Raw genomic sequence first — 22,614 nt, forward strand, 5'->3', positions numbered from 1 at the left:
GGTCAGAAGAAAGCCTTCTTCTGACCCCATGTTCAAGCCTCAGAGCATCCCGAGCTCGAGCTTGGCCTCGTCGGTGAGCATGTCGTTGTTCCAGGGCGGATCGAAGGTGAGTTCGACGGTCACCTTGTCCACGTTGGGAACGTGTTCGACCTTGCGTTTGACGTCATCGCAGATCACCGGGCCCATGCCGCAGCCGGCGGCGGTGAGGGTCATCTTGATGTAGACGTGGTTGCCTTCCCCGGTGTCGTTCTCGATCTTGCATTCGTAGATCAGTCCGAGGTCCACCACGTTCACCGGGATTTCCGGGTCGTAGCAGTTGCGCAGTGCTTCCCAGACCTGGTTTTCGTTGACGGTGCCGTCTTCCGGGGTCTCGAAGCTGCTTTCCAGCGGTTGCTTGCCCAGGGCATCGGCGTCGTGGCCTTCGATCCGGGCCAGGTTGCCGTTGACGGCCACCGTGAAAGTGCCGCCAAGGGACTGTGTGATGGTCACAAAGGTGTCCGCCGGAATCATGATCTCGGTTCCGGCGGGAACGAGGCGTGCTTCCACCTCGCGTTTGGTCAGGACCACTTCCCGTTCTTGCATGCCTGGTCTCGTAATGTGCTTTGGTTTGTTTAAGTTGGGGTCAGAAGAAAGCCTTCTTCTGACCCCGTTTTCAACTGTCCGCGGGGTTTACCTAAGTTGGGGTCAGATGAAAGCGTTCATCTGACCCCGTCTTCACCGCTGACCCCGTTGTTACCAATCAGGCGACGGTAAAACTCTCCCCGCACCCGCACTCTGCCGTGGCATTCGGGTTGCGGAACTTGAAGAGTGAATTCACGCCCTCGGTGACAAAATCGATCTCGATGCCGTTCACCATCGGCAGGTGTTCTTCTTTCACGAACACGTCCACGCCGTCGATGTGGAACACGCGGTCATCGGTTGTTGCTTCGTCCACCCACTGGGTCTCGTACTTGAAGCCGGAGCAGCCACTTTTCTTGATGGCCAGTCGAATGCCTTTGGCATCGGGCTTCTTGTCGAGTTGCTTGCGCACGTGCCTGACCGCACTGGGGGTCATGGTCACGGTTACGTCACTTGGGGTGAAGACTTCGGCTGTCATGATTCCACCTCCATCAGGCAAACAGGCGCTGGATCTTCTGCAGGCCGGTGAACAGTTTGTCCACCTCGTCCAGCGTATTGTAGAACGCGAAGGAGACCCGGGCTGTACCGGGTACTCCGTAGAAATCCATCAGCGGCATGGCGCAGTGATGGCCGGTGCGTATGGCGATGCCCTGCTGATCCAGCAGCGTACCTATATCACTGGGGTGCAGGCCGGCGATTTTAAAGGACATGACCGGAACCTTGTTGGCGGCGGTGCCGATGATCTCCATGCCCGGTACCGTCTCCACCAGCTGGTTTGCGCGCTCAAGCAGGGCCTTCTCGGCCGCTTCCATGGCGCCACGGTCCAGGCTGTCGAGGTAGTCGATGGCGGCGCCGAGGCCGACTGCCTCGGCAATCGCCGGCGTGCCGGCCTCGAATTTGTAGGGCAGCACGTTCCAGGTGGTGCGCTCGAACGACACTCGCTCGATCATCTCGCCGCCCCCCTGGTACGGAGGCATTTCCTCCAGCAACTGGGCCTTGCCGTAAAGCACGCCGATACCGGTGGGGCCAAACAGCTTGTGGGACGAAAACACGTAGAAATCGCAGCCCAGATCCTGCACATCCGGCTTGAAGTGCGGGACCGCCTGGGCCCCGTCCACCAGGGTCAGAATGCCGCGCTTCTTGGCCTGTTCGATCAGCGGAGCCACCGGGTTAACCGTACCCAGTACGTTGGAAACGTGGGTAATGGCCAGGATCCGGGTGCGATCGTTGAGCAGACTGTTGAAGGAATCCAGGTCCAGTTCACCTTCGGGCGTGACCTGGATCGGCACCACTTTCGCGCCGGTACGCTCGGCGATCATCTGCCAGGGCACGATGTTGGCGTGGTGTTCCATGTGGCTGACCAGGATCTCGTCACCGGCTTTCAGGCGGGGAGCAAGGCCGTTGGCCACCAGGTTGATGGCTTCGGTGGTGCCACGGGTCCAGATGATTTCCCGGGTGCTGGCGGCATTCACGAAGTTACGCACAGTCTCCCGGGCGCCTTCGAATGCCGCGGTGGCACGGTCACCCAGGGTGTGGGCGCCCCGATGCACGTTGGAGTGCATTTCCCGGTAATAGCGGTCCATGGCATCAAGCACGGCCACCGGCTTCTGGGCCGAGGCGCCGTTGTCCAGGTACACGAGGGGCTTGCCGTTCACCTGCTGGGACAGGATCGGGAAATCACGGCGCACCGCTTCCACGTCAAATGCGGTGGTGCTGGCGCTGTTTGCCACGGACAGGTCAGTCATTACCGGTCACACCTCCTGGAAGGTCTGGTCAAAGAACTGGTTCAGCCGGGTGTGGGCGGTTTCACGCACCGTCTCCAGCGGAATCTGTTCAACCAGCTCGTTGATGAAGGCCATGGTCAGCAGCACATTGGCTTCGCGCCGGGCGATGCCCCGGGACACCAGGTAGAACAGAGAAATCTCGTCCAGCTGGCCGATCGTGGCACCGTGGGCACACTTCACATCGTCAGCGTAGATTTCCAGCTCCGGCTTGGTGTCGATCTCTGCACCGTTGGACAGGAGCAGGTTCTTGTTGTTCATATCCGCGTTGGACTTTTGGGCGTCCTGGTGGATATGAATCCGGCCATTGAACACTGCGTGGGACTGGTCCGCCGCGATGTTGCGGTAGGTCTCCTCGCTGTTGCAGTGGGCGGCCACATGCTCGATGGTGGTGTGGTTGTCGTAGTGTTGCTTGCCCTGGGTGACCACCACGCCGTTGAGTTTGCACTCGCCGCCTTCACCTTCCAGGCGAACCTGCAGGTCGTGGCGGCGCAGCGGGCCACCGAAGCCGACGGTGTGACTCTCGAAACGGGCGTTGCGCTGCTGGCGGACACCGGTAGCACCAATGTGCTGCACGTTCTCGCCTTCCATAGTCAGGCGGAGGTTGGTGATGTTGGCGCCGTCGGCCAGCTGGAACTCGGTGACGGTGTTGACCATGACCGGTTCGGAGCCACTGGAACGGTATTCCTCCACCAGGGTCGCCTGGCTGTGGCGACCCGCGTCGATGAAAATGCGCGGGAAGGCGGAGCCGCTGGCGTCAGCCGTGACTTCGTGGATAACGAACAGGGGCTGGTCCAGCACGGCATCCGGCTTAAGACGGATCAGCAGGCCATCTTCGAAACGGGCGGCGTTCAGGCGGGCCAGTTGTACGGCCTTGTCGTCCAGGGTGTTGTCCAGTTGATCGGCCAGTTCAGCGGCTTCCTGGTCATCCAGGTCGCGGAAGCTGGCTATCCGGATGCCATCAGCTTGCGGAAACTTGCTGGCTTCCGGCTGGATCACGCCGTTCAGGAACACGATCCGGTAGCCCGGTACCTCTTGGCCAGTGAGCGCCTTGCCCTGCGAGGGCAGGCTGCTGGCCATTTCATCGGTCAGCTTGAGATATTTGCTGGAGTACTTCCAGTTCTCGGTTTTCCGCGTCGGCAGCGGCATGTCCACAAGGGCGGTACCGCGCTGCTTGCGCAGGTCCAGTAGCGCCTTGGGCAGGGACTGGCCGGCGGATTCGAGGAACGCGGCTGAAAGAGTCGGTGCTGGTTTCATTCCGCGGCCTCCTTAGTTGGCAGCACTGTCGGCAGTTTCTTCGTCCTTGATGCCGAGCCAGCCATAGCCTTTCTCTTCCAGTTCCAGGGCCAGTTCGCGGCCGCCGGACTTGATGATCCTGCCGCCGGCCAGAACATGAACATAGTCCGGCACGATGTGGTTCAGCAGGCGCTGGTAGTGGGTGACCATCAGGATGGCGCGGTCTTCGGAGCGCAGAGCGTTGACGCCATCGGACACCACTTTCAGGGCGTCGATGTCGAGGCCGGAGTCGGTCTCATCGAGGATGGCCAGTTTCGGCTGCAGCAGCAGCGCCTGCATGATCTCGTTACGCTTCTTCTCGCCACCGGAGAAGCCTTCGTTGACGCCACGCTTGAGGAAGGACGGATCCAGGTCCACCTGTTTGGAGACTTCCTTCGCCAGTTTCATGAACTCGGCGGCGTTCATCTCCTCCTCGCCGCGATGCGTGCGCATGGCGTTGACGGCGGTGCGCAGGAACTGCAGGTTGCTGACGCCGGGGATCTCCACCGGGTACTGGAACGCCAGGAAGATGCCTTCCCGGGCGCGTTCCTCGGTTTCCAGGTCTAGCAGGTTCTCGCCGTTCAGGGTGACTTCACCCTCGGTGACTTCAAATGCTTCGTTGCCTGCCAACACCTGGGACAGAGTGCTCTTGCCCGAACCGTTCGGGCCCATGATGGCGTGAACTTCCCCGGCCTTGATTTCCAGGTTGATGCCCTTGAGGATCTCTTTGCCCTCAACGGATGCGTGCAGGTTTTTGATGCTAAGCATTTGTTCGCGTCTCTCTATCTCTGAATCTGTGTGAATACGTTGCCTGTGGTGTCCGGCCGGATCAGCCCACCGAGCCTTCGAGGCTGACTTCCAGCAGCTTGCCGGCTTCCACTGCAAATTCCATCGGCAGTTCCTTGAACACTTCCTTGCAGAAGCCGTTCACGATCATGGAGACGGCCTGTTCCGGGTCGATACCACGCTGGCGGCAGAGGAACATCTGCTCGTCACTGACCTTGGAAGTGGTGGCCTCGTGCTCGACGATGGCGGATTTGTTCTTGCTCTCGATGTACGGGAAGGTGTGGGCACCGCAGCGGTCGCCGATCAGCAGCGAGTCACACTGGGTAAAGTTTCGCGCACCTTCCGCGCCCGGGCCGAATTTCACCAGGCCCCGGTAGGCGTTGGAGCTTTTGCCGGCAGAGATACCCTTGGAGATGATGGTGCTCCGGGTGTTCTTGCCCAGGTGGATCATCTTGGTGCCGGTGTCGGCCTGCTGGTAGTTGTGAGTCAGCGCTACAGAGTAGAACTCGCCCACGCTGTTCTCGCCCCGCAGGACGCAGCTCGGATACTTCCAGGTGACGGCAGAACCGGTCTCAACCTGGGTCCAGGAGATCTTGGAGTTCTTGCCGATGCAGGCGCCACGCTTGGTCACGAAGTTGTAGATGCCGCCCTTGCCGTTCTCGTCGCCCGGGTACCAGTTCTGGACGGTGGAGTACTTGATCTGGGCGTCGTCCAGGGCTACCAGCTCAACCACGGCGGCGTGCAGCTGGTTCTCATCCCGCATGGGTGCGGTGCAACCCTCGAGGTAGCTGACATAGCTGCCTTCGTCGGCAATGATCAGGGTGCGCTCAAACTGGCCGGTGTTGGCGGCGTTGATGCGGAAGTAGGTGGACAGTTCCATCGGACAGCGTACGCCCTTCGGTACATACACGAAGGTGCCGTCGGAGAAGACCGCGGAGTTCAGGCCGGCAAAGAAGTTGTCACCGTGGGGTACGACGGTACCCAGGTATTTCTGCACCAGTTCGGGGTAGTCCCGGACGGCCTCGGAAATCGAGCAGAAGATGACGCCGGCTTTGGCCAGCGGCTCCTTGAATGTGGTGGCGACGGAGACAGAATCGAAGACCGCGTCTACTGCCACGCCGGCCAGCTTTTCACGCTCGTGCAGGGGAATGCCCAGTTTTTCATAGGTCTTCAGCAGCTCCGGATCGACTTCGTCCAGGCTCTGGGGCATGTCTTCTTTACGCTTGGGCGCGGAATAGTAGGAAATCGAGTTGTAGTCGATTTTCGGGTAACCAACGTGAGCCCAGTCCGGCTCCTCCATCTCGAGCCAGCGACGATAGGCTTTCAGGCGCCATTCCAGCATCCACTCCGGCTCTTTCTTGATGGCGGAAAGCCGGGCAATGACGTCTTCGTTCAGTCCGGGTTCGAACGTGTCGGCTTCGATTTCGGTCACAAAGCCGTGTTCGTATTCCCGTTTGATCAGCTCGTTCACCTCTTGGTCGGTGGTCGCCATGATCGTCGCTCCGTAATTCTCTCATCTCGGGCTCTTGGCCCTTGGTGTCACCGGCAGCCGTTTGGTCGGGCTGGCGGGCGGCTATCTTCAGTCTAGTCGGGTGTTGCAGTGGTCGCTCACGGTGTGAGTACGCCCTGCAATCGGTTTTTGGATGACGGATTTGTGGTGCCCGACGCTTTCAAGTGGGCGAATCCGTTGCTTCTGGCGAGCGATTATACAATACCAGAGTAAAATAGTCAGGTATTAAATCGAGCGTGTAGGGATTATACCTTAATCGGCCTTTGGGGCACTAAGGGTGCGGACAATTGGGTCGATAGTCTGACCTTTTGCAGGACTGTGCGAAATGGGAGGGGCAGCGGGCGGGCCTTGCCTCCCCAGACACGCCGTGAACCCATCCATGGGGGCTTGGTGTTGCCATCCCTGGCAACACACAGTCTGGGGAGGCAAGGCCCGCCCTCTGCCTCAGACTAGTTGCTATTCGCCCGCGGGTAAGATCCGGGTCAGGTAGGTGTGGGCAAGGTGCTCCGGCAGGTGGTCCGGGCGTGGTATGCGAACGACGTGCCCGCTGCCCGGCGCATAGTCCATGGCCTCGCCGTTCCGGTTTTCCATGCTGTCCGCACTGAACCGCAGGTTGCCCGCCGGGGTGATCAGTTCCAGCTGGTCGCCGGGGGCGAATTTGTTTTTGACGTCGATGGTCAGCCATCGGTCATCCGCATCAGCAACAGTCCCTACTACCTGCTGGGTGCCGAGGAAGGAGGAGCCCTGTTCGTAGGTCTGGTATTCCTGGGGCACGTGGCGGCGGAGGAAGCCTTCGGTGTAGCCGCGGTTGGATAGGGCTTCGAGTTCGTTCATCAGGCCCATGTCGAAGCCTTTGCCGGCGACGGCGTCGTCGATGGCGCGGCGGTAGACCTGGGTGGTGCGGGCGACGTAATAGGTGCTTTTGGTGCGGCCTTCGATTTTCAGGGAGTGGACGCCCATTTTGACCAGTTCCGCCACATGCTGGACGGCGCGCAGGTCCTTGGAATTCATGATGTAGGTGCCGTGTTCGTCCTCGTAGGCGGGGATGAAGCCGCCGGGGCGGTTGGGCTCTTCCAGGAGGATTTCCCGGGGTTCGACTTCCTGCACGTCGCTGGTGGCCGAGGTGGCGATCAGGTCGCCGGTCTGGTCGTGGCTGTGCTGGACTTCTTTGTAGTTCCAGCGGCAGGCGTTGGTGCAGGCGCCCTGGTTGGCGTCGCGGTGGTTCATGTAGCCGGAGAGCAGGCAGCGGCCGGAGTAGGCCATGCACAGGGCGCCGTGGACGAAGACTTCCAGTTCCATGTCGGGAACCCGTTCGCGGATTTCGCGGATTTCGTTCAGGGCCAGTTCCCGGGACAGGATGACGCGGCTGATGCCCTGGCGGCGCCAGAATTCGACGGTGGCCCAGTTGACGGCGTTGGCCTGAACGGAAAGATGGATGGGCTGGTCCGGCCATTTCTCCCGGACCAGCATGATCAGGCCGGGGTCAGACATGATCAGGGCGTCCGGGCGCAGTGCGATCACCGGTTCCAGGTCCTTGAGGTAGCTGCGCACCTTGTTGTTGTGGGGCGCGATGTTGGAGACCAGGTAGAACTGTTTTCCCAGTTCGTGGGCGCGGCTGATGCCGGCGCCCAGGGCTGCAACGTCCTTGAAACTGTTGTTTCTTACTCTCAGGGAGTAGCGTGGTTGACCCGCGTAGACCGCGTCGGCGCCGTAGGCAAAGGCGGTTTCAAGGTGTTCGGGGGTGCCGGCCGGGGCAAGCAGTTCCGGGGTGATCATGGCAAAACTCCGGGTATTCTGGGTGCGGGGCGGGTACAGTCCCGCCATGGTGACATTACAAGGGCGCGCAGTTTGCCGGAAAACGTGAGGGCGGGCTTTGATCTCGCTCAAAGGTCTTATTGATTGTTTTCGGCTAACACGTGTACGCTAAGCGGCTTGGCAGATAAGGCCATATAGAACACAGGAGGAATCGTTCATGGCATCAGAGCCTCTGAGGCCGGAGGTTGCGCGGGTGTCGCTGAGTGCCCGTGTGAGTTCGCTGATCACCGTGCAGCTTGCCCGCGGCAAGGTCGGGGTGGAGGTTGTGGCTTCCCAGTTGCACATGAGCCGTTACACCCTGCACAAGAAGCTGAAGCGAGAAGGATTGACCTTTGCCAGCTTGCTGGAAGAAGTCCGCCGTAAGCAGGCGCTTACCTACATGCAGGATAAAACCAAGCCGCTGGTGGAAATCGCCGAGCAGCTTGGGTTCTCGGAGTTGAGTGCATTCAGCAGGGCGTTCAAGCGCTGGATGGGCACTTCCCCGGCTGAATACCGTTCCCTCAGACTTTCTTGAAGATCAGGGTGGCGTTGGTGCCACCGAAGCCGAAGCTGTTGCTCATCACCAGGTCCAGCTTCTGGTTGTCCATGCGCTCGCGGACAATCGGGTAGCCTTCGGCACCCTCATCCAGGTTCTGGATGTTGGCGGACGGTGCGATGAAACCTTCCCGCAGCATGATCAGGCTGTAGATGGCCTCGTGAACGCCGGCGGCGCCCAGGGCGTGGCCGCACAACGGCTTGGTTGAGCTCAACGGCGGGATCTTGTCGCCGAAGGTTTCCTTCAGGGCTTTCAGTTCGGTGATGTCACCGGCCGGCGTGCTGGTGCCGTGGGTGTTCACATAACTGATTTCGCCATCCAGATTCTTCATGGCCTGCTTCATGCAGCGCACCGCGCCCTCGCCACTGGGGGCAACCATGTCTGCGCCGTCGGAGGTGGCTCCGAAACCGACCAGTTCGGCCAGGATGTTGGCGCCACGGGCCTCGGCATGTTCCAGTGCTTCCAGGGCCAGCACACCACCACCGCCGGAGATAACGAAACCGTCACGGTCGGCGTCGTAGGTACGGGAGGCCAGCTCCGGGGTGTCGTTGTACTTCGTGGACAGTGCTCCCATGGCGTCAAACAGCAGGCTCAGGGTCCAGTGGATGTCTTCGCCGCCGCCGGCAAACATCACATCCTGACGGCCCAGGGCGATCAGGTCGGCGGCGTGGCCGATGGCGTGGGCACTAGTGGCACAGGCGGAAGTGATGCCGTAGTTGATGCCGCGGATGCCGAAGCCGGTGGCGAGGGACGCGTTAATGGCACTGCCCATGGTGCGGGGCACCCGGTAAGGACCGACCCGGCGGATGCCTCTTTCGCGATGGGTGTCGATGGAGTCCAGCAGTTCCACAGTGGAGGCGCCCCCCTGACCGAAGATCAGGCCGGTGGTGTCAGCCTTGATGTGCTCGTCGGTGAGGCCGGCCTGCTCGATGGCTTCGCGCATGGCCAGGTATGTGTATCCGGAAGCCGGGCACATGAAGCGCCAGAGCTTGCGGTCGATCAGCTCGGGCAGGTTCAGGTCAATCTGGCCGCACACGTGACTGCGCAGGCCGTTGTCCTTGGCTTCCTGGCTGAAGCCGATTCCGGGCTTCGAGTCACGCAGGGACTGGGCTACTTCTTTCTGGTTGGTTCCCAGGCTGGAGACGATCCCCATGCCGGTGATTACAACGCGACGCATTCTGTTAACTCCTAAAAATCATCGGTCGAGGTGAACATGCCAACCCGGAGGTCCTTGGCGGTGTAGATTTCCCGGCCATCCACTTCCATCCGGCCATCGGCAATCGCCATGGTCAGCTTGCGCCGGATCACGCGCTTGAGATCCAGGCGGTAGGTTACCTTCTTGGCGGTGGGCAGCACCTGGCCGGTAAATTTCACTTCACCGGAACCGAGCGCGCGGCCCTTGCCTTCGCCACCACCCCAGGCCAGGAAGAACCCGACCAGTTGCCACATGGCATCGAGGCCCAGGCAGCCGGGCATGACGGGGTCATCAACAAAGTGAACCTTGAAGAACCAGAGGTCCGGGTTGATGTCCAGTTCGGCCACGATGCTGCCCTTGCCAAACAGGCCATCATCGTCGGCGATGTGAGTGATGCGGTCGAACATCAGCATCTGGTCAATGGGCAGGCGCATGTTGCCGGGGAACAGGTCGCCATGGCCACACTTGATCAGGTCTTCTTTGTCAAAATGATCCGGGTTCATAGTGCCAGTGTCTCAGTTACAAAATGATTTACTCATACTTTAGCGCCTATTCCGGCCGGTGCTATTGACCTTTAGTGGATGATTGCCGGTTGATTGTCTGATTTGGGGGGGCGGAGCCCCGGGAAGGGCCAATTGACAGTCATCAAAGACCCTCTGCCGTGCCTTTGCTAGCCTGATCCGAACCTGAATCTGGAATCGTCATTAAACGGGATTCCCCGGAGGTATCTATGAATGGCGAAGAACTGGCAATCGAGGGCGATCTGGTGCTGCAGGGTGACCGGGTCGAGATTCAACTGGAACGGCAGATTGAGCATTCCCCGGCACGGGTGTGGGAGATGTTAACCGATTCCGTGCATCTGGCCAGCTGGCTGGCCCCGGGCGTCATCGAGCAGCGGCCGGGTGGCCGGGTACAGCTGGAATTTGGCAACAGCGGAACACCCATCGACTGCCACATCCGGGCCTGTGAGCCACCACATCTGCTGGCCTATTCCTGGAGTGCGGGTGATGACCCGGAGCGGCCGCTGACCTGGAAACTTGATCCGCTCGAATCCGGTGAGGCAACCCGGCTTATGCTGACTCTGTCGCTGCCCAATGATGAGCTCGTGCCCATTGCCTGCGCTGGTTGGGATGCGCACCTTGAAATGCTGATGGCCGCCCTCGAAGGTATCAGTATTCACTTTCCTGCAGACCGGTTCCGGCAGGCCCGCGCGGTCTTCTCCGAACTGGCAAAAGAAAAGCTGGCTGCCTGAAGGCAGCCAGCTTGTTTTTTTCCTTCCTGACTTATCCTTCTTTTCCGTCCGGCCGTGGTGAAGCCAATACCCCGGTGTAGCGGATCAAAAACAGTCCGAACGCGACGAACCACAATACGGTGCTGCTGCCGATGCCCGGGTGCCAGGGAATGATTTCCAGCGCCGTGAGTACCCGGATCAGCGCGGCCAGGTGAATGGCAATGAATGCCAGCACCATGCCCCGTGGCAATACCAGTGGCCGGCCGGTGTGGCCGAGGGAAACCCGGGCGATCACGCCGAGGATGAGACAGCTGACGGCCCCGGTGCCGGCGGCGTGGCTCCAGGCATTGGAGGGCCATCCGGCCAGCAGGGTGCCGGCGAGCAACGCCAGCGCCACCGGAACCCAGAGGATGGACAGATGCAGGATCCACAACAGCGGTTCCTTGCGGACCTGCCAGCCCTTCCAGCCGGCCATTCGCACCAGCATCAGCGTTGCGGACACGATGGCGAGCAATCCGGCTACGGTGTGCCAGCCGGTGACCAGGGTCGCCATCAGCAGGATCATGGAGAACAGGGTAGCCATGTCCAGCGCGGGTATCATGCGAATTCCGGAGGCATCGAGACCGCGCTGGCGTAACCAGCCACCGGAAAAGGCCGGGGTGATGCGCCCGCCGATGATGCTGATCAGTGCCATGGCCATGATCAGGGCGCCGTAGCTGTAGGTCATGTCCAGACGCAGCACGAACCCGATCTGCATCAGCCAGAGCAGGCCCAGAACCACAAGGATCATCAGTTGCCGCTTCTGCCGGGCGTGCCAGACGCGCCAGCCCGCATCAATCATGACCAGGGGCAGGAACGCCAGGTTGACCGTGTGCACCAGCCAGTCCGGCAGACCACCACCGAAGGCAAGCAGCAGGCGGCCGGCGAGCCAGACGCCCCAGAGCGCCACCAGCCTGGCTCCGTGGGTCCGGTTGGTGCCGGTCCAGACACAGACCGCGGTCAGCAAAAAGCCGGCAATGGCCGCGCTCAGGAATCCGAACAGCATTTCATGCTGGTGCCAGAACAGACCGGGCATGGCCAGGGGCAGGTTCAGCACGCCGGTTACCTGCATGACCCACACCGGAACCATCAGCAGGGCCAGCAGGGCCATGGACAGGAAGAAGATGCGGAACGGATAGCTGAATAACTGGGGGATGCTGGCGGCATTCGTGGTCGCCGAGGTCGGGATTGCCTGCATGGCGGGCCTCCATTAATACATATATTTACATTATATGTTATTGCCTTGTGCCGGAAATGACCATACCCCCAACCGGGTATCTTTGCGTACAATGCCTCTATCACATTGATTCAGAATGGAAGTCTTATGAGTGCTTACCTGATCTTGAAACATCTGCACATGACTACAGCGTACATCACGGTGGTGTTGTTTGCCCTGAGATTGCTGCTGGATGCCGTCGGCCGGCCGGAATGGCGGCGTACGCCGCTGCGCTGGATTCCCCACGCCAACGACACCCTCCTGCTGGTCGCGGCCATCAGCCTGCTGTTCGTGACACCCTGGATGCCCTTCGTTCACGGCTGGCTGACCGCCAAGATCTTCCTGCTGGTCGGCTACATCATCGCGGGTCTGTTTGCCCTGAAAACCACCCTGGGCAGCCCAACCCGGGTAGTGGCGGCCATTCTGGCGTTTGTCCAGATTGCAGCCATTTTCCATCTGGCCATGACCAAGCCGGTATTCAGCTGATCAGCGCCGCTCCGAGATCGTCCGGGTCAGCTCCTGCAACTGCGCCTGCACTGACTGGAGCTGACGGGCGATTTCATCCCGTTCATCGTGGGCCTTCTGGGCCTGCTTGGCATTCTGTTCCTCGCTCATGACCTCGAGGATGGCGCCGATCATCATGTTCAGGAACACGAACGCGGTCAGGAAGATGAAGGTGAGGTAGTACAGCCAGCTGAGCGGGTATTGCTCCATGGTGGCATACATTACATCGGTCCAGTCCTCGAACGTCGCGACCCGGAACAGGGTGAGCATGGCAATCGCGACGTCCCCCCACAGCTCCTTATCCACATCCGCAAAGAACAGGGCGCCCATGGCGGCGTAGATGTAGAAAATGATGAACATCAGCAGGGCGATGTAGCCCATGCGCGGGATGGCCTTGAGCAGGGAGTTGATCAGGAACCGGAGCTCCGGCAACACGGAGACCAGGCGCAGGACCCGGAACACCCGCAGCAGACGGCCTAGTAACACGGCCTCGGAATTGTCCAGCGGGATCAGGCTGCCGATCACCACGATGGTGTCGAACAGGTTCCAGCCATCGAGCAGGAACCGGCGCTTGGTCGGGCAGGCGGCAAACCGGAACAGGATCTCGATCAGGAAGAATACGGTGATGGCGTTGTCCATGACCGTCAGACTCTGCTCCACCAGCGGTGGCAGGTCATAGGTCTTGGCGCCGATGGTCAGGGCCGACAGGATGATGATGGCAATGACCGCGCCCTGAAAGATTCTGCTGGATTCGATTCGGCGCAAGGTGTTGAAACCGGCAACAGGACTCAGTTCCGGGGGCATGCTGGAGCTCCGCGTAAAGAAAACCGGCGCCAATTCTAATGGCTGGCGAGGTTTGGGGGTAGGGTATTTACCCTGATGTCACGTTTGGCTCAGGCGTGGCCGAGGGTGAGTTCACCTGGTCAGACCGCCGGGCATGCGAGAAAAAAGCCCCCGGAAACCGGGGGCGCACACTTGCAAGCGAGGCTTGCCGGAGAGAACCCGTGTCAGTCCCGTTTCGGTGGTGTCTTGCCGACCGGAGGCTGGTGGTGCGGGCGGTTCAGCGGGTAGAACAGATGCGGCGTGGCCAGTTCCGGCAGGTCGGTCCGCTCTTCGTTGGCGGCCCACTCTTCCCGTTCCGCGGTGCGGATGGCGTAGTGCATCCAGACCAGTGCGGCGGCCACGATCACGAACATCAGCATGAAACAGCTCTGCCAGATTCCGGTGATGTCATTAAGGGCCCCGAAAGTCAGCGGCAGGATGAAGCCGCCCAGGCCCCCGATCATACCCACGACACCGCCCACGGCGCCCACATGCATCGGGTAATACACCGGAATGTGCTTGTACACCGCGGCCTTTCCCAGGGACATGAAGAAGCCGAGGGTGAAGATCAGCACCACGAACATCGCCAGGCTCATGTCCAGCGTGAACCGGATATCCCCCTCGATACCGTGCACCACGTAATCCGTGGGCGGGTAGCTGAGCAGGAAGGTACAGATGACCGAGGCACCGAACGTCCAGTACATCACCCGCCTGGCGCCAAAACGATCCGACAGCCAGCCTCCCAGGACTCTGAAAAGGGAAGCGGGAATGGTATACAGCGCGGCGATCATGCCGGCGGTCTTGATGTCCAACCCGTACACGCCGATCAGGTAGTGCGGCAGCCAGAGCGCCAGGGCCACGAAGGCGCCGAACACGAAAAAGTAGTAGAGAGCAAAGCGCCACACCCGCAGTTCCCTGAGCGGCTCCATCTGCTCCATGAAGGATTTGGCTTTCTCGCCACTGCGCTCGGCAGCGAGCGGATCTTCCCTGGCCAGGATTATGAACACGACGCCCATGATGGCCAGCACCGTGGCATAGATCTGGGCGGTCTGCTCCCAGCCGAAGGCTACCAGCAGGAATGGGGCGCCGAAGTTGGTCACCGCAGAACCCACATTACCCGCACCGAAGATGCCCAGCGCCGTGCCCTGGCGTTCCTTCTCGAACCAGGCGGCGGTGTAGGCCACCCCGACGATGAACGAGCCACCGGCCAGACCCACCCCCAGGGCGCCAACCAGCAGCATCGGGTAGGTGGTAGCGAACGTGAGCAGGTACACGCAGGCGGCAGTGGTGAGCATCAGGATACCGAATACCCAGCGCCCGCCGTAGCGGTCGGTCCAGATACCCAGGAATAACCGGCTGATGGAGCCGGTGAGGATCGGGGTAGCCATCAGCAGCCCAAGCTGGGTATCTGATAACCCCAGGTCCTCGGCAATCCGGATCCCGATGATGGAAAAGATGGTCCACACGGCAAAACACAGGGTGAACGAGAAGGTCGAGAGACCCAGTGCCCGGTACTGCTGTGGTCGTGTCGGAGTAGTGGTCATTGCTGCCCTCCATTCCAGCATTTGATGATGCTTTAACCATAACAAATACAGGGTTTTTTCATGCGGGGCATTGGAGGTACCTCCAGATGGATGCAGTGGTGGTAGGAAAGCGACGGGTTTGGCCGGCAAGGGGATAGGTACTTGATTTCTCTCGTGGGGTACGCGCCAGAAGCGTTGATTTACGTCAATTATGGCGGGAATGGAAAGTGGGCTAATGGCTGACAGATATCAATTGATGCCCCTTTCGGGGGCGCGGATACCTGCCTTCGGAGAAGCCCATGAAGATCATGATTGCCTACGATGGTTCGCGCAATGCCAGGCTCGCGCTGGCGCAGACCATCACCATGTTTCGCGACCTGAAACCGCAGCTGACCCTGGTGGCCGTGGCGGAAAACCCCCGGGATATCACCTCGGGTAATGAAGACCTGTTCCAGCAGGAAGTCACCGAGCTTAAAGACTACCTGAATGAGGCCATGGAGGTGTGCCAGAACGAGGACGTGGCCGCCGAGACCATGCTGCTCGAGGGTGACCCCCGCAAGATGCTGCTGTACGCCGCCGAGAAAAAGATCCACCCGGACATGCTGGTGATTGCCCGCCACAGCCATGAGCCGGACGGTGGGTTCATCGCCCGCTCGCTTACCTATTTCGTGGATGAACTGGATTACATGACCTTCGGCAGCGTGAGTTCGTTCCTCGCTCGCCGGATCCAGTGTCCGCTGCTGATCCTGCCGAGCCGTTGAACCGGCCAGTACCCAGATTCCGTTTGATAGCCCGAGGAGGCTGACATGAAAGTCGCAGACGTCTTCCGCTTCAGGAACGCCGAGATCAAGGCGCTGCACCTGACCTGGATTGCATTCTTCATTACCTTTTACGTGTGGTTCAACATGGCGCCACTGGCGTCCAGCATGCTCAAGAGCGTGGACTGGCTGACCACCGATGACCTCCGCCTGTTTGCCATCTGCAACGTGGCGCTGACCATCCCGGCCCGTATCGTGGTGGGCATGGCCCTGGACCGGTTCGGCCCGCGCCGGGTGTTCTCGGTGCTGATGGTGCTGATGTCCATCCCGGCACTGTTCTTCGCCTTTGGTAACACCATGATCCAGCTGCTGGTCAGCCGCCTGGTGCTCAGCTCCATCGGTGCCAGCTTCGTGGTGGGTATCCACATGACCGCCATGTGGTTCAAGCCCAAGGACATCGGCTTTGCCGAAGGCTTCTACGCAGGCTGGGGCAACTTCGGTTCCGCTGCCGCTGCCATCTCGCTGCCCACCATTGCACTGCACATGTACGGTGGTGAGGATGGCTGGCGCTGGGCTATTGCTCAGAGCGCCATTGTCATGGCGGCCTATGGCGTCTACTACTGGTTTGCCATCACCGACGGTCCGGCCGGCACCGTGCACCGCAAGCCCCGCAAGGCAGTGGCCCTGGAAGTGAGCACCTGGGGTGACATGGTCAAGCTGATTCTATGGACCATTCCCCTGGTGGGCGTACTGGCGATCCTGGTCTGGCGCATCCAGAACATGGGCTACCTCAGCACCACCGGTGCGATCATCTGCTACGCGGTGATTTTTGCCATCGTCTGCTACCAGATCGTCCAGATTCTGCGGGTCAACGTGCCCATCCTGAAAAAGGGTGTGCCAGAGGATGACAAGTACCCATTCAACAGCGTCGCAGCCCTGAACAGCACCTACTTCGCCAACTTCGGCGCCGAGCTGGCGGTGGTCTCCATGCTGCCTATGTTTTTCGAGGAAACCTGGAGCCTGAGTGCCACCGCCGCCGGCCTGATTGCCGCCTCCTTTGCTTTCGTGAACCTGGTGGCCCGTCCCATGGGTGGCCTGGTCTCGGACCGCATGGGTAACCGTCGCTTCGTGATGCTCAGCTACATGTTCGGTATCGCCGTCGGGTTCGCCATGATGGGTCTGATGAACTCCAGCTGGCCGCTGATCATTGCCGTCGGTATTACCGTGTTCACCTCCTTCTTCGTACAGGGTGCCGAGGGAGCCACCTTCGGCATCATTCCCTCCATCAAGCGCCGGCTCACCGGCCAGATCTCCGGGATGGCGGGGGCCTACGGTAACGTTGGCGCGGTGGTCTATCTCACCATCTTCACCTTCGTCACCCCGACCCAGTTCTTCTACATCATCGCCGCCGGCGCCTTCATCAGCTGGGTGCTGTGCGTGATGTGGCTGAAGGAGCCGGAAAGCGGTTTCTCTGACGAGTACCACGTCTCTTCCGTGGATCGCCAGATCGAGGAAGAGGAACGCCTGCGCCAGGCTGCTGCTGCCACCCACTGAAATCTGCCGAGAGAACAGGCCCGCCGGGAGCAATCCCGGCGGGCTTTTTTGTATTTGGGAAGGCGGGGCGTAACCCGGCCAAAAAAATGGTCCAACCGATCGGGCAGGGTGAAATGATCCTGTTTCGGAGAAGTGTCCGTTTAACATGACCAGGGAGGACAATGGCCATGGAAAAGGAGGATCGTGAAGCTGCCGACCCGTTTGAGACGGTCGCGGAAACCTATGACAAGCTGCTGGTGCCGGCTTTGTTCGGCCAGTGGGCAGCACCGGTAGCGAATTCAGCGTCGGTCCGGGAAGGACAGCGGGTGCTGGATGTTGCCTGCGGCACGGGTGTCCTTGCCCGGGCCCTGGCACAGCGGGTTGGTCCTGCGGGTGCCGTTTCGGCACTGGATATCAACCCGGCGATGCTGGCGGTAGCACGGAAGAAGGGGGATCCAGCCATCGACTGGCAGGAAGGGTCGGCAGAGCAGTTGCCTTATGGAGACGCGCAGTTTGACGCTGTTGTGAGCCAGTTCGGACTCATGCTGTTCCCGGACCCTGGGCGTGCGCTGCGGGAAATGAGGCGGGTACTGGCCCCGGGTGGGCGGCTTGCTGTGGCCGTGTTTGATTCACTCGATACCCTGCCGGCCTACGCGGCGTTGGCGGACATATACGCCCGTGTGGTGGCCGAGGAGGTCGGACAGGCCCTGCGCAGCCCCTTCAGTCTGGGCGATACCGATGTGCTGGCATCGTACTTTAACGGGGCGGGTATTGATGACGTGGTGATATCAAGGGCCGAAGGCAGGGCCCGTTTCCCGGATGTGGACACGATGGTTGCGGCGGATGTCAGGGGCTGGTTCCCCTTTGCACAGATCCGGCTGGACGACCAGACCGTTGGCACGGTGACCCGGGAGGCCGAGCAAGCGCTGGCAGCCTTTATTGGGGCCGATGGCGCGGTGGAATTCCCGTTACCGGTTCATATCGCCACTGCAGTGAGAGCTTGAAACCGTCCGGCTGGTAAAGGAGTTGGGCTGAGAGGCAGAAAGACGCCGGCCTCCCGAAAAGGAGGCCGGCGGGGGCAGGGCATTGCTGTCCCGTTTTACGGGTTCTTGATGTACGCGTTCTTGCGCAGGTAGAACCACCAGTTAACCACCAGGCATACCGCATAGAACACCGCGAAGCCGTACATGGCCACCTCCGGGGTGCCGGCCTGGATCTCCTGGCCCATCACCCTTGGGGCAATGAAAGCGCCGTAGGCGGCGACGGCGGAGGTCCAGCCCAGGACCGGACCTTTCTGCTGCTGGTCGAAGATGAAGCCGATGCTGCGGAAGGTGGAGCCGTTACCGATGCCGCTGGCGGCGAACATGATGATGAACAGGATCAGGAACAGGGCGAAGTAGCTGTTCGGATCGGTGGAGTTGTAGGCCAGCATCATCACGTAACCGGTTGCCACTGAAGCGACCACCATGACCACGGAGATAATCTGGGTCACGATGGAGCCACCCATCTTGTCGGAAATCCAGCCTCCCACCGGACGGATCAGTGCACCCACGAACGGTCCCATCCAGGCCCAGGTCAGGGCGCTTGGGGCATCCGGGTTGACCACGCGGGTCATGGTGCCGTCGGCACCTACTTCCATCATGTTGCCGAAGATAACGCTGATGGACAGTGGCAGGGCTGCGGAGAAGCCGATGAAGGAGCCGAAGGTCAGGATGTAAAGCACCGTCATGGACCAGGTGTGCTTGTTACTGAAGATGGCAAACTGATTCTTGATGTTGGGCTGGATATCACCTGGAATCAGGCGCAGCAGGACCACGGTCAGGATGATGGTCAGCGGCAGGGCAATCCACATATTCAGGATGCCCAGAGCCCAGACGCCGATGACGGAGGTCACGAGGCCCACACCATAAAGTCCCAGGATCTTGCCGAAGGCGGACATCGGGTTGCCCGGGTTCGGGGTGACCACCTTCAGGTTGTTCATGCCGAACCAGCCGGCAAAGGCCAGCGGGATCAGGAACACCAGCCAGATGAAGCCGGCGTTCTGGATCCAGGTGTCGGTGCCGGCATCAATGCGGCCGATCAGGGTGCCACTGGGGCTTTTCAATTGCATGGGATCGCCAGCGAGGGCGCCGAAGATACCGACTGTCATTACCAACGGAATCAGGATCTGCATGGTGGTAACGCCGAAGTTACCGAGCCCGGCGTTCATGCCCAGGCCATAACCCTGCTTGCTCTTGGGGTAGAAGGCGCTGATGTTGCTCATGGAGCAGGCGAAGTTACCACCACCGATACCGGAGAGCAGCGCCAGGGCCTGGAAAACGATGAATGGCGTACCCGGATTCATCAGCGCGATGCCGGTACCGAGCGCCGGCAGCATCAGCAGTGCCGTGGTCAGGAAGACCGTGTTACGGCCACCGGCAATCTTGATCATGAACGAGGCCGGAATCCGCAGGGTAGCGCCGGAGAGGCCGGCAATCGCGCTCAGGGTAAACAGCTGTTCCACCGTGAACGGGAATCCCAGGTTCTTCATCTGGGTGGTGATCATGCCCCACATCAGCCAGATGGCGAAGCCCATCAGCAGGCAGGGGATGGAGATCCACAGGTTGCGGCTGGCAACGCGCTTGCCTTCCCGCTCCCAGAACTCTTCACTTTCGACATCCCAGTGTTCGATGTCTGCGTTGGTTTTGGCCATTTTCTGCTCCTTGATTTACTGCCCTGGCACCACGGAACCCCGTGGCTCTTTGGGTTTGGTGTCATTGTGCAAATCAAGTGGCGGAACCAATCTTGATATTGGTCAAGGAATCTTTTTATTGAATTGTGGTGCCAAAATGCACCCTGGTTCTGTTGTCTCGATGGCTTGTTAAAGGCTTTTAAAAACAATTGGTTGTAAGAGTGATATTTACAAAGTGGTAGCCTTTTACGGCCCTGGCGCAGAAGGGGTAGCCAATCATTTCCGGCGGTTGTGGGCGGGCCGATAAAGCATCAGAAGCTGCAGGGCGACCCCCAGATAGGCCGCGCTCCAGAGCCCGGCAGACAGCCAGAGCCAGCCGGGGCTGGCGAAGGGTGTGGGGCCAGCGAGGTATCGAGAAACCGCAGACAGTCCGATCAAGGCGGCCAGACTAATTGGCTGCCATCCCGGGGGCGGGCAGCGGGAGGCCCGCTGCCACGCCAGCCGCAGCATGACGCTGGCGGAGAGCGTGCCGAGGGCCCCCACCGTAATCAGGTGCAGGGCCGGGATTGCGGGGATGCCGGCGAGCAGGTGGGTGCCGGTGACTCCGGCGCCGGCGGCAAGCCAGAGATAGCCGGCGGCAAACACCAGAAGATCCGGGCGCTCCGGGCAGTGCCAAAGACGCCAGCGGAGGATCCTGATAGTAACCAACAAAGCGGCGGGCAGGAGCACGGCACCGGCCAATCTCTCAGTGGCTGCGCCCATCGCCAGGCCCATGGCCGCGATCAGCAGAACAAGCAGCGCTGCCTCAATCCTCGGCTGGACCCTGGCCTCGAGGGGAATGTCTTTCTTCTCCAGGGTGCCGGCGACCGCCGGCGCAATGATCCTTCCACCCATAAAGGTCATCAACAGCAGCAGGCCGAGGACGGAGGACTGAAGGAGCCGGGTCCGGTCCGGCATCAGGCTGTCGGGGCCGACCACTCCCGTGAGCCAGAAACCCGGCACCATCAGGCACAGCACCAGGATCAGGGGGCCGGCTATTTTGTTGCGCCATTTCTTGGCGGCGTTGAACCGGGGCACTACGCAACGGGCCAGGAGCAGGGCAAAGGCGGGGCTCAGCACTTGTGCGGTCCAGCTGTCCGGCGCCAGCAGCCAGGTGATTCGTGCCAGCAGCCACAGGATGAACAGGGTGGCCAGTATCCGGCGGGGCTGGGGGCCAAGGGTGTAGCCGGCAATCAGCGCCAGGGCAAAACCGAAGATCAGTTCGTGGGCGTGACCGGCTCCCAAAAGTCCCGGTGGCCAGCCAGTGCCGGACAATACCCCGTGGATAGACAGTGGCACGGCCAAGGCAGCCAGAATGGCTGCAGCCGGAAAGAACAGCCAGAACGCATGAATATTTTTAGCGGGGCGGGCGGACTTGTCCGAGGTCATCTGCTGTCCTTGACCGGTAGGTGGTGCAGGGCTAACAGTTAAAAGTATCGGAGGCCAATCTGTAAAGGTGCATCATGAATATTACACAACTCGCCCGTCTGCCATTCTCCGGCAATGGCGCCTGGTCGGAACTGCGGCGCCTGAACTTGTCCATTCCGTTCCTGGCCTGGGTCGTGGTGGTACCCATGTCGTTCCTGCCGCCGGTCCTGCTCTATTACGCCGGTACCCAGTACGGGGACGGTTTTATCCAGGGCTTTGGTGGCAAGGAATGGCGCTTCATCACCACGATCCTGTTCCTGGCGGAGCTGCTCACGTTCTTCGTCATGGGCTGGCTGATCCACGCCGTGCTTGATAGCCACAAGCTGGAAGTCAGTTACCAGGATGCCTATCTCCTGGCCGCCATCGCGCCGCTGCCCCTGTGGCTGTCGTCATTGGCGTTGCTGGTGCCGGCGCTGGCGGTAAGCGTGGTAGCGGTGTTCGCCGGGCTGTTCCTTTCCTGCGCGCTGGTGTATCAGGGCTTGCGTTCAATCTGTGAGCGCAAGGACAACGATGTCGAGATGATGTCGGCTACCTACACCGTTATGGCCGCGTCCCTGCTGGCCTGGGGTGTGCTGATGGCCATGGTCTGGGCGTTCTGATCAGGCAACGTGCGGCAGAACGCCGTAGTAGATGGCGCTGAAGTGGCAGGCGCTGCCGCCGATGACAAACAGGTGCCAGACCGCGTGCATGTAGGGGATGCGGTCTGCCAGGTAGAAGGCCACGCCGGCGGTGTAGACAACGCCGCCGGCGATGGTCAGGTTCAGCGCTGTTTCACTCAGACTGGCCACCAGGTCCGATGAGGCAAAGGTGATCAGCCAGCCCATGGCAATGTAGATTCCTACCCGTGCCAGCTTGAAACGGTTCTTGAAGATGACCTTCAGAATCACCCCGGTCAGTGCTAGCGACCAGATTACCGCAAACAGGGTCCAGCCCACGGTGCCCCGCATGTTTACCAGAAGGAACGGTGTGTAGGTACCGGCGATCAACAGGAAGATGGCGCAGTGATCCAGGGTCTTGAAGGCCCGCTTCAGCTCCGGCCGTCGGGCGCCGTGATAAAGCGCAGAGGCCAGGTACAGAAGGATCAGGGAGGCCCCGAAAATACTGAAGCTGACGATTTTCCACGCATCGCCGGACTGGCTTGCGCCGGCAATCAGCGCCACCGTGCCGATCACGCTGAGCAGGGCGCCAATGCCATGGGTGGCACTGTTCAGCCACTCCTCGATGCGGTGGTGAATGGAGTCAACGGTCTCTTGTGTCTGGGTCATTGCTGGGGATTCCGGATTAGCCATTGGTCTAAGGTACTTCAGCGTACAGTTGTACGCAATGGTGGCGGAT

General features: G+C 60.6%; 22 protein-coding genes. 7 read left to right on the forward strand and 15 right to left on the reverse strand.

All coding sequences use genetic code 11. The annotated features are described in order from the left end of the window. Positions 1-39 precede the first annotated feature (39 nt). The 7 genes from sufT to trhP form a co-directional block, all read right to left on the reverse strand. A complete protein-coding gene (gene sufT, locus DET50_RS03800; protein ID WP_092006559.1) occupies positions 40-582 on the reverse strand; it encodes a putative Fe-S cluster assembly protein SufT in 543 nt (180 codons plus the stop codon). Positions 583-739: 157 nt separating this feature from the next. Continuing rightward, positions 740-1,096, reverse strand: coding sequence for a HesB/IscA family protein (locus tag DET50_RS03805; protein ID WP_113861537.1), 357 nt, complete (start codon positions 1,094-1,096; stop codon positions 740-742). 13 nt (positions 1,097-1,109) lie between these two features. Beyond that, the gene (locus DET50_RS03810) at positions 1,110-2,363 is read right to left on the reverse strand and encodes an aminotransferase class V-fold PLP-dependent enzyme (protein ID WP_113861538.1); all 1,254 of its coding nucleotides are present in this window, start codon (positions 2,361-2,363) and stop codon (positions 1,110-1,112) included. A gap of 6 nt (positions 2,364-2,369) precedes the next feature. Then, positions 2,370-3,656 carry a Fe-S cluster assembly protein SufD gene (sufD, locus tag DET50_RS03815; protein ID WP_113861539.1) on the reverse strand — a complete coding sequence of 429 codons (1,287 nt, stop codon included), beginning with the start codon at positions 3,654-3,656 and terminating at the stop codon, positions 2,370-2,372. 12 nt (positions 3,657-3,668) lie between these two features. Then, a complete protein-coding gene (gene sufC / locus DET50_RS03820) occupies positions 3,669-4,442 on the reverse strand; it encodes a Fe-S cluster assembly ATPase SufC (protein WP_113861540.1) in 774 nt (257 codons plus the stop codon). A 61-nt stretch (positions 4,443-4,503) separates the two neighbouring features. Then, positions 4,504-5,952, reverse strand: coding sequence for a Fe-S cluster assembly protein SufB (gene sufB / locus DET50_RS03825; protein WP_113861541.1), 1,449 nt, complete (start codon positions 5,950-5,952; stop codon positions 4,504-4,506). A gap of 474 nt (positions 5,953-6,426) precedes the next feature. Continuing rightward, on the reverse strand, positions 6,427-7,746 hold the full coding sequence (gene trhP, locus DET50_RS03830) for a prephenate-dependent tRNA uridine(34) hydroxylase TrhP (protein WP_113861542.1): 1,320 nt from the start codon (positions 7,744-7,746) through the stop codon (positions 6,427-6,429). Between the two features lie 196 nt (positions 7,747-7,942). Between trhP and DET50_RS03835 the strand changes: the two genes are divergently transcribed. After that, the gene (locus tag DET50_RS03835) at positions 7,943-8,299 is read left to right on the forward strand and encodes a helix-turn-helix transcriptional regulator (RefSeq protein ID WP_113861543.1); all 357 of its coding nucleotides are present in this window, start codon (positions 7,943-7,945) and stop codon (positions 8,297-8,299) included. Here the strand turns inward: DET50_RS03835 and fabB are convergent. Both fabB and fabA read right to left on the reverse strand, forming a co-directional pair. After that, the gene (gene fabB, locus DET50_RS03840; RefSeq protein WP_113861544.1) at positions 8,286-9,497 is read right to left on the reverse strand and encodes a beta-ketoacyl-ACP synthase I; all 1,212 of its coding nucleotides are present in this window, start codon (positions 9,495-9,497) and stop codon (positions 8,286-8,288) included. The genes DET50_RS03835 and fabB overlap by 14 nt on opposite strands. 11 nt (positions 9,498-9,508) lie before the next feature. Beyond that, positions 9,509-10,018, reverse strand: a complete 510-nt coding sequence (gene fabA / locus DET50_RS03845) for a bifunctional 3-hydroxydecanoyl-ACP dehydratase/trans-2-decenoyl-ACP isomerase (RefSeq protein WP_113861545.1) — start codon at positions 10,016-10,018, stop codon at positions 9,509-9,511. A gap of 227 nt (positions 10,019-10,245) precedes the next feature. Here fabA and DET50_RS03850 point away from each other — a divergent pair, with 227 nt between their 5' ends. Then, positions 10,246-10,767 carry an SRPBCC family protein gene (locus DET50_RS03850; RefSeq protein ID WP_113861546.1) on the forward strand — a complete coding sequence of 174 codons (522 nt, stop codon included), beginning with the start codon at positions 10,246-10,248 and terminating at the stop codon, positions 10,765-10,767. A gap of 31 nt (positions 10,768-10,798) precedes the next feature. Here DET50_RS03850 and DET50_RS03855 read toward each other — a convergent pair whose 3' ends face one another. After that, complete coding sequence (locus tag DET50_RS03855; RefSeq protein WP_113861547.1) at positions 10,799-11,983, reverse strand: NnrS family protein; 1,185 nt, start codon at positions 11,981-11,983, stop codon at positions 10,799-10,801. 126 nt (positions 11,984-12,109) lie between these two features. On the opposite strand from DET50_RS03855, the gene DET50_RS03860 reads away from it, so the two are divergent. Continuing rightward, positions 12,110-12,487 (forward strand): SirB2 family protein, encoded by a 378-nt coding sequence (locus DET50_RS03860; RefSeq protein ID WP_113861548.1) that lies wholly within the window; start codon positions 12,110-12,112, stop codon positions 12,485-12,487. Here the strand turns inward: DET50_RS03860 and DET50_RS03865 are convergent, their stop codons facing one another. Together DET50_RS03865 and DET50_RS03870 are read right to left on the reverse strand one after the other, a co-directional pair. Then, positions 12,488-13,309 (reverse strand): ion transporter, encoded by an 822-nt coding sequence (locus DET50_RS03865; protein ID WP_113861549.1) that lies wholly within the window; start codon positions 13,307-13,309, stop codon positions 12,488-12,490. 203 nt (positions 13,310-13,512) lie between these two features. Beyond that, on the reverse strand, positions 13,513-14,871 hold the full coding sequence (locus DET50_RS03870) for an MFS transporter (RefSeq protein WP_113861550.1): 1,359 nt from the start codon (positions 14,869-14,871) through the stop codon (positions 13,513-13,515). Between the two features lie 278 nt (positions 14,872-15,149). Between DET50_RS03870 and DET50_RS03875 the strand changes: the two genes are divergently transcribed. The 3 genes from DET50_RS03875 (at position 15,150) to DET50_RS03885 (ending at position 18,145) form a co-directional block, all read left to right on the forward strand. Beyond that, the gene (locus tag DET50_RS03875; RefSeq protein WP_092006609.1) at positions 15,150-15,611 is read left to right on the forward strand and encodes a universal stress protein; all 462 of its coding nucleotides are present in this window, start codon (positions 15,150-15,152) and stop codon (positions 15,609-15,611) included. A gap of 45 nt (positions 15,612-15,656) precedes the next feature. After that, entirely contained in the window at positions 15,657-17,162 is a 1,506-nt protein-coding gene (locus DET50_RS03880; protein WP_113861551.1) for an MFS transporter, read from the forward strand. A 167-nt stretch (positions 17,163-17,329) separates the two neighbouring features. Beyond that, the gene (locus tag DET50_RS03885; RefSeq protein ID WP_181799920.1) at positions 17,330-18,145 is read left to right on the forward strand and encodes a class I SAM-dependent methyltransferase; all 816 of its coding nucleotides are present in this window, start codon (positions 17,330-17,332) and stop codon (positions 18,143-18,145) included. Between the two features lie 95 nt (positions 18,146-18,240). Here DET50_RS03885 and DET50_RS03890 read toward each other — a convergent pair whose 3' ends face one another. Then, the gene (locus tag DET50_RS03890; protein WP_113861553.1) at positions 18,241-19,833 is read right to left on the reverse strand and encodes an MFS transporter; all 1,593 of its coding nucleotides are present in this window, start codon (positions 19,831-19,833) and stop codon (positions 18,241-18,243) included. 255 nt (positions 19,834-20,088) lie between these two features. After that, positions 20,089-21,240, reverse strand: coding sequence for an NnrS family protein (locus DET50_RS03895; RefSeq protein WP_113861554.1), 1,152 nt, complete (start codon positions 21,238-21,240; stop codon positions 20,089-20,091). 74 nt (positions 21,241-21,314) lie between these two features. Here DET50_RS03895 and DET50_RS03900 point away from each other — a divergent pair, with 74 nt between their 5' ends. Continuing rightward, positions 21,315-21,878, forward strand: a complete 564-nt coding sequence (locus DET50_RS03900) for a Yip1 family protein (protein WP_113861555.1) — start codon at positions 21,315-21,317, stop codon at positions 21,876-21,878. Here the strand turns inward: DET50_RS03900 and trhA are convergent, their stop codons facing one another. Beyond that, positions 21,879-22,544, reverse strand: a complete 666-nt coding sequence (trhA, locus tag DET50_RS03905; protein WP_113861556.1) for a PAQR family membrane homeostasis protein TrhA — start codon at positions 22,542-22,544, stop codon at positions 21,879-21,881. Positions 22,545-22,614 lie beyond the last annotated feature (70 nt).

It is taken from the genome of Marinobacter pelagius, from assembly GCF_003315345.1.
Lineage (GTDB): Bacteria > Pseudomonadota > Gammaproteobacteria > Pseudomonadales > Oleiphilaceae > Marinobacter > Marinobacter pelagius_A.

Coding starts and splice junctions, on each gene's coding strand:
- sufT (WP_092006559.1), bottom strand. CDS start 582: ATGCAAGAACGGGAAGTGGTCCTGACCAAACGCGAGGTGGAAGCACGC.
- DET50_RS03805 (WP_113861537.1), bottom strand. CDS start 1,096: ATGACAGCCGAAGTCTTCACCCCAAGTGACGTAACCGTGACCATGACC.
- DET50_RS03810 (WP_113861538.1), bottom strand. CDS start 2,363: ATGACTGACCTGTCCGTGGCAAACAGCGCCAGCACCACCGCATTTGAC.
- sufD (WP_113861539.1), bottom strand. CDS start 3,656: ATGAAACCAGCACCGACTCTTTCAGCCGCGTTCCTCGAATCCGCCGGC.
- sufC (WP_113861540.1), bottom strand. CDS start 4,442: ATGCTTAGCATCAAAAACCTGCACGCATCCGTTGAGGGCAAAGAGATC.
- sufB (WP_113861541.1), bottom strand. CDS start 5,952: ATGGCGACCACCGACCAAGAGGTGAACGAGCTGATCAAACGGGAATAC.
- trhP (WP_113861542.1), bottom strand. CDS start 7,746: ATGATCACCCCGGAACTGCTTGCCCCGGCCGGCACCCCCGAACACCTT.
- DET50_RS03835 (WP_113861543.1), top strand. CDS start 7,943: ATGGCATCAGAGCCTCTGAGGCCGGAGGTTGCGCGGGTGTCGCTGAGT.
- fabB (WP_113861544.1), bottom strand. CDS start 9,497: ATGCGTCGCGTTGTAATCACCGGCATGGGGATCGTCTCCAGCCTGGGA.
- fabA (WP_113861545.1), bottom strand. CDS start 10,018: ATGAACCCGGATCATTTTGACAAAGAAGACCTGATCAAGTGTGGCCAT.
- DET50_RS03850 (WP_113861546.1), top strand. CDS start 10,246: ATGAATGGCGAAGAACTGGCAATCGAGGGCGATCTGGTGCTGCAGGGT.
- DET50_RS03855 (WP_113861547.1), bottom strand. CDS start 11,983: ATGCAGGCAATCCCGACCTCGGCGACCACGAATGCCGCCAGCATCCCC.
- DET50_RS03860 (WP_113861548.1), top strand. CDS start 12,110: ATGAGTGCTTACCTGATCTTGAAACATCTGCACATGACTACAGCGTAC.
- DET50_RS03865 (WP_113861549.1), bottom strand. CDS start 13,309: ATGCCCCCGGAACTGAGTCCTGTTGCCGGTTTCAACACCTTGCGCCGA.
- DET50_RS03870 (WP_113861550.1), bottom strand. CDS start 14,871: ATGACCACTACTCCGACACGACCACAGCAGTACCGGGCACTGGGTCTC.
- DET50_RS03875 (WP_092006609.1), top strand. CDS start 15,150: ATGAAGATCATGATTGCCTACGATGGTTCGCGCAATGCCAGGCTCGCG.
- DET50_RS03880 (WP_113861551.1), top strand. CDS start 15,657: ATGAAAGTCGCAGACGTCTTCCGCTTCAGGAACGCCGAGATCAAGGCG.
- DET50_RS03885 (WP_181799920.1), top strand. CDS start 17,330: ATGGAAAAGGAGGATCGTGAAGCTGCCGACCCGTTTGAGACGGTCGCG.
- DET50_RS03890 (WP_113861553.1), bottom strand. CDS start 19,833: ATGGCCAAAACCAACGCAGACATCGAACACTGGGATGTCGAAAGTGAA.
- DET50_RS03895 (WP_113861554.1), bottom strand. CDS start 21,240: ATGACCTCGGACAAGTCCGCCCGCCCCGCTAAAAATATTCATGCGTTC.
- DET50_RS03900 (WP_113861555.1), top strand. CDS start 21,315: ATGAATATTACACAACTCGCCCGTCTGCCATTCTCCGGCAATGGCGCC.
- trhA (WP_113861556.1), bottom strand. CDS start 22,544: ATGACCCAGACACAAGAGACCGTTGACTCCATTCACCACCGCATCGAG.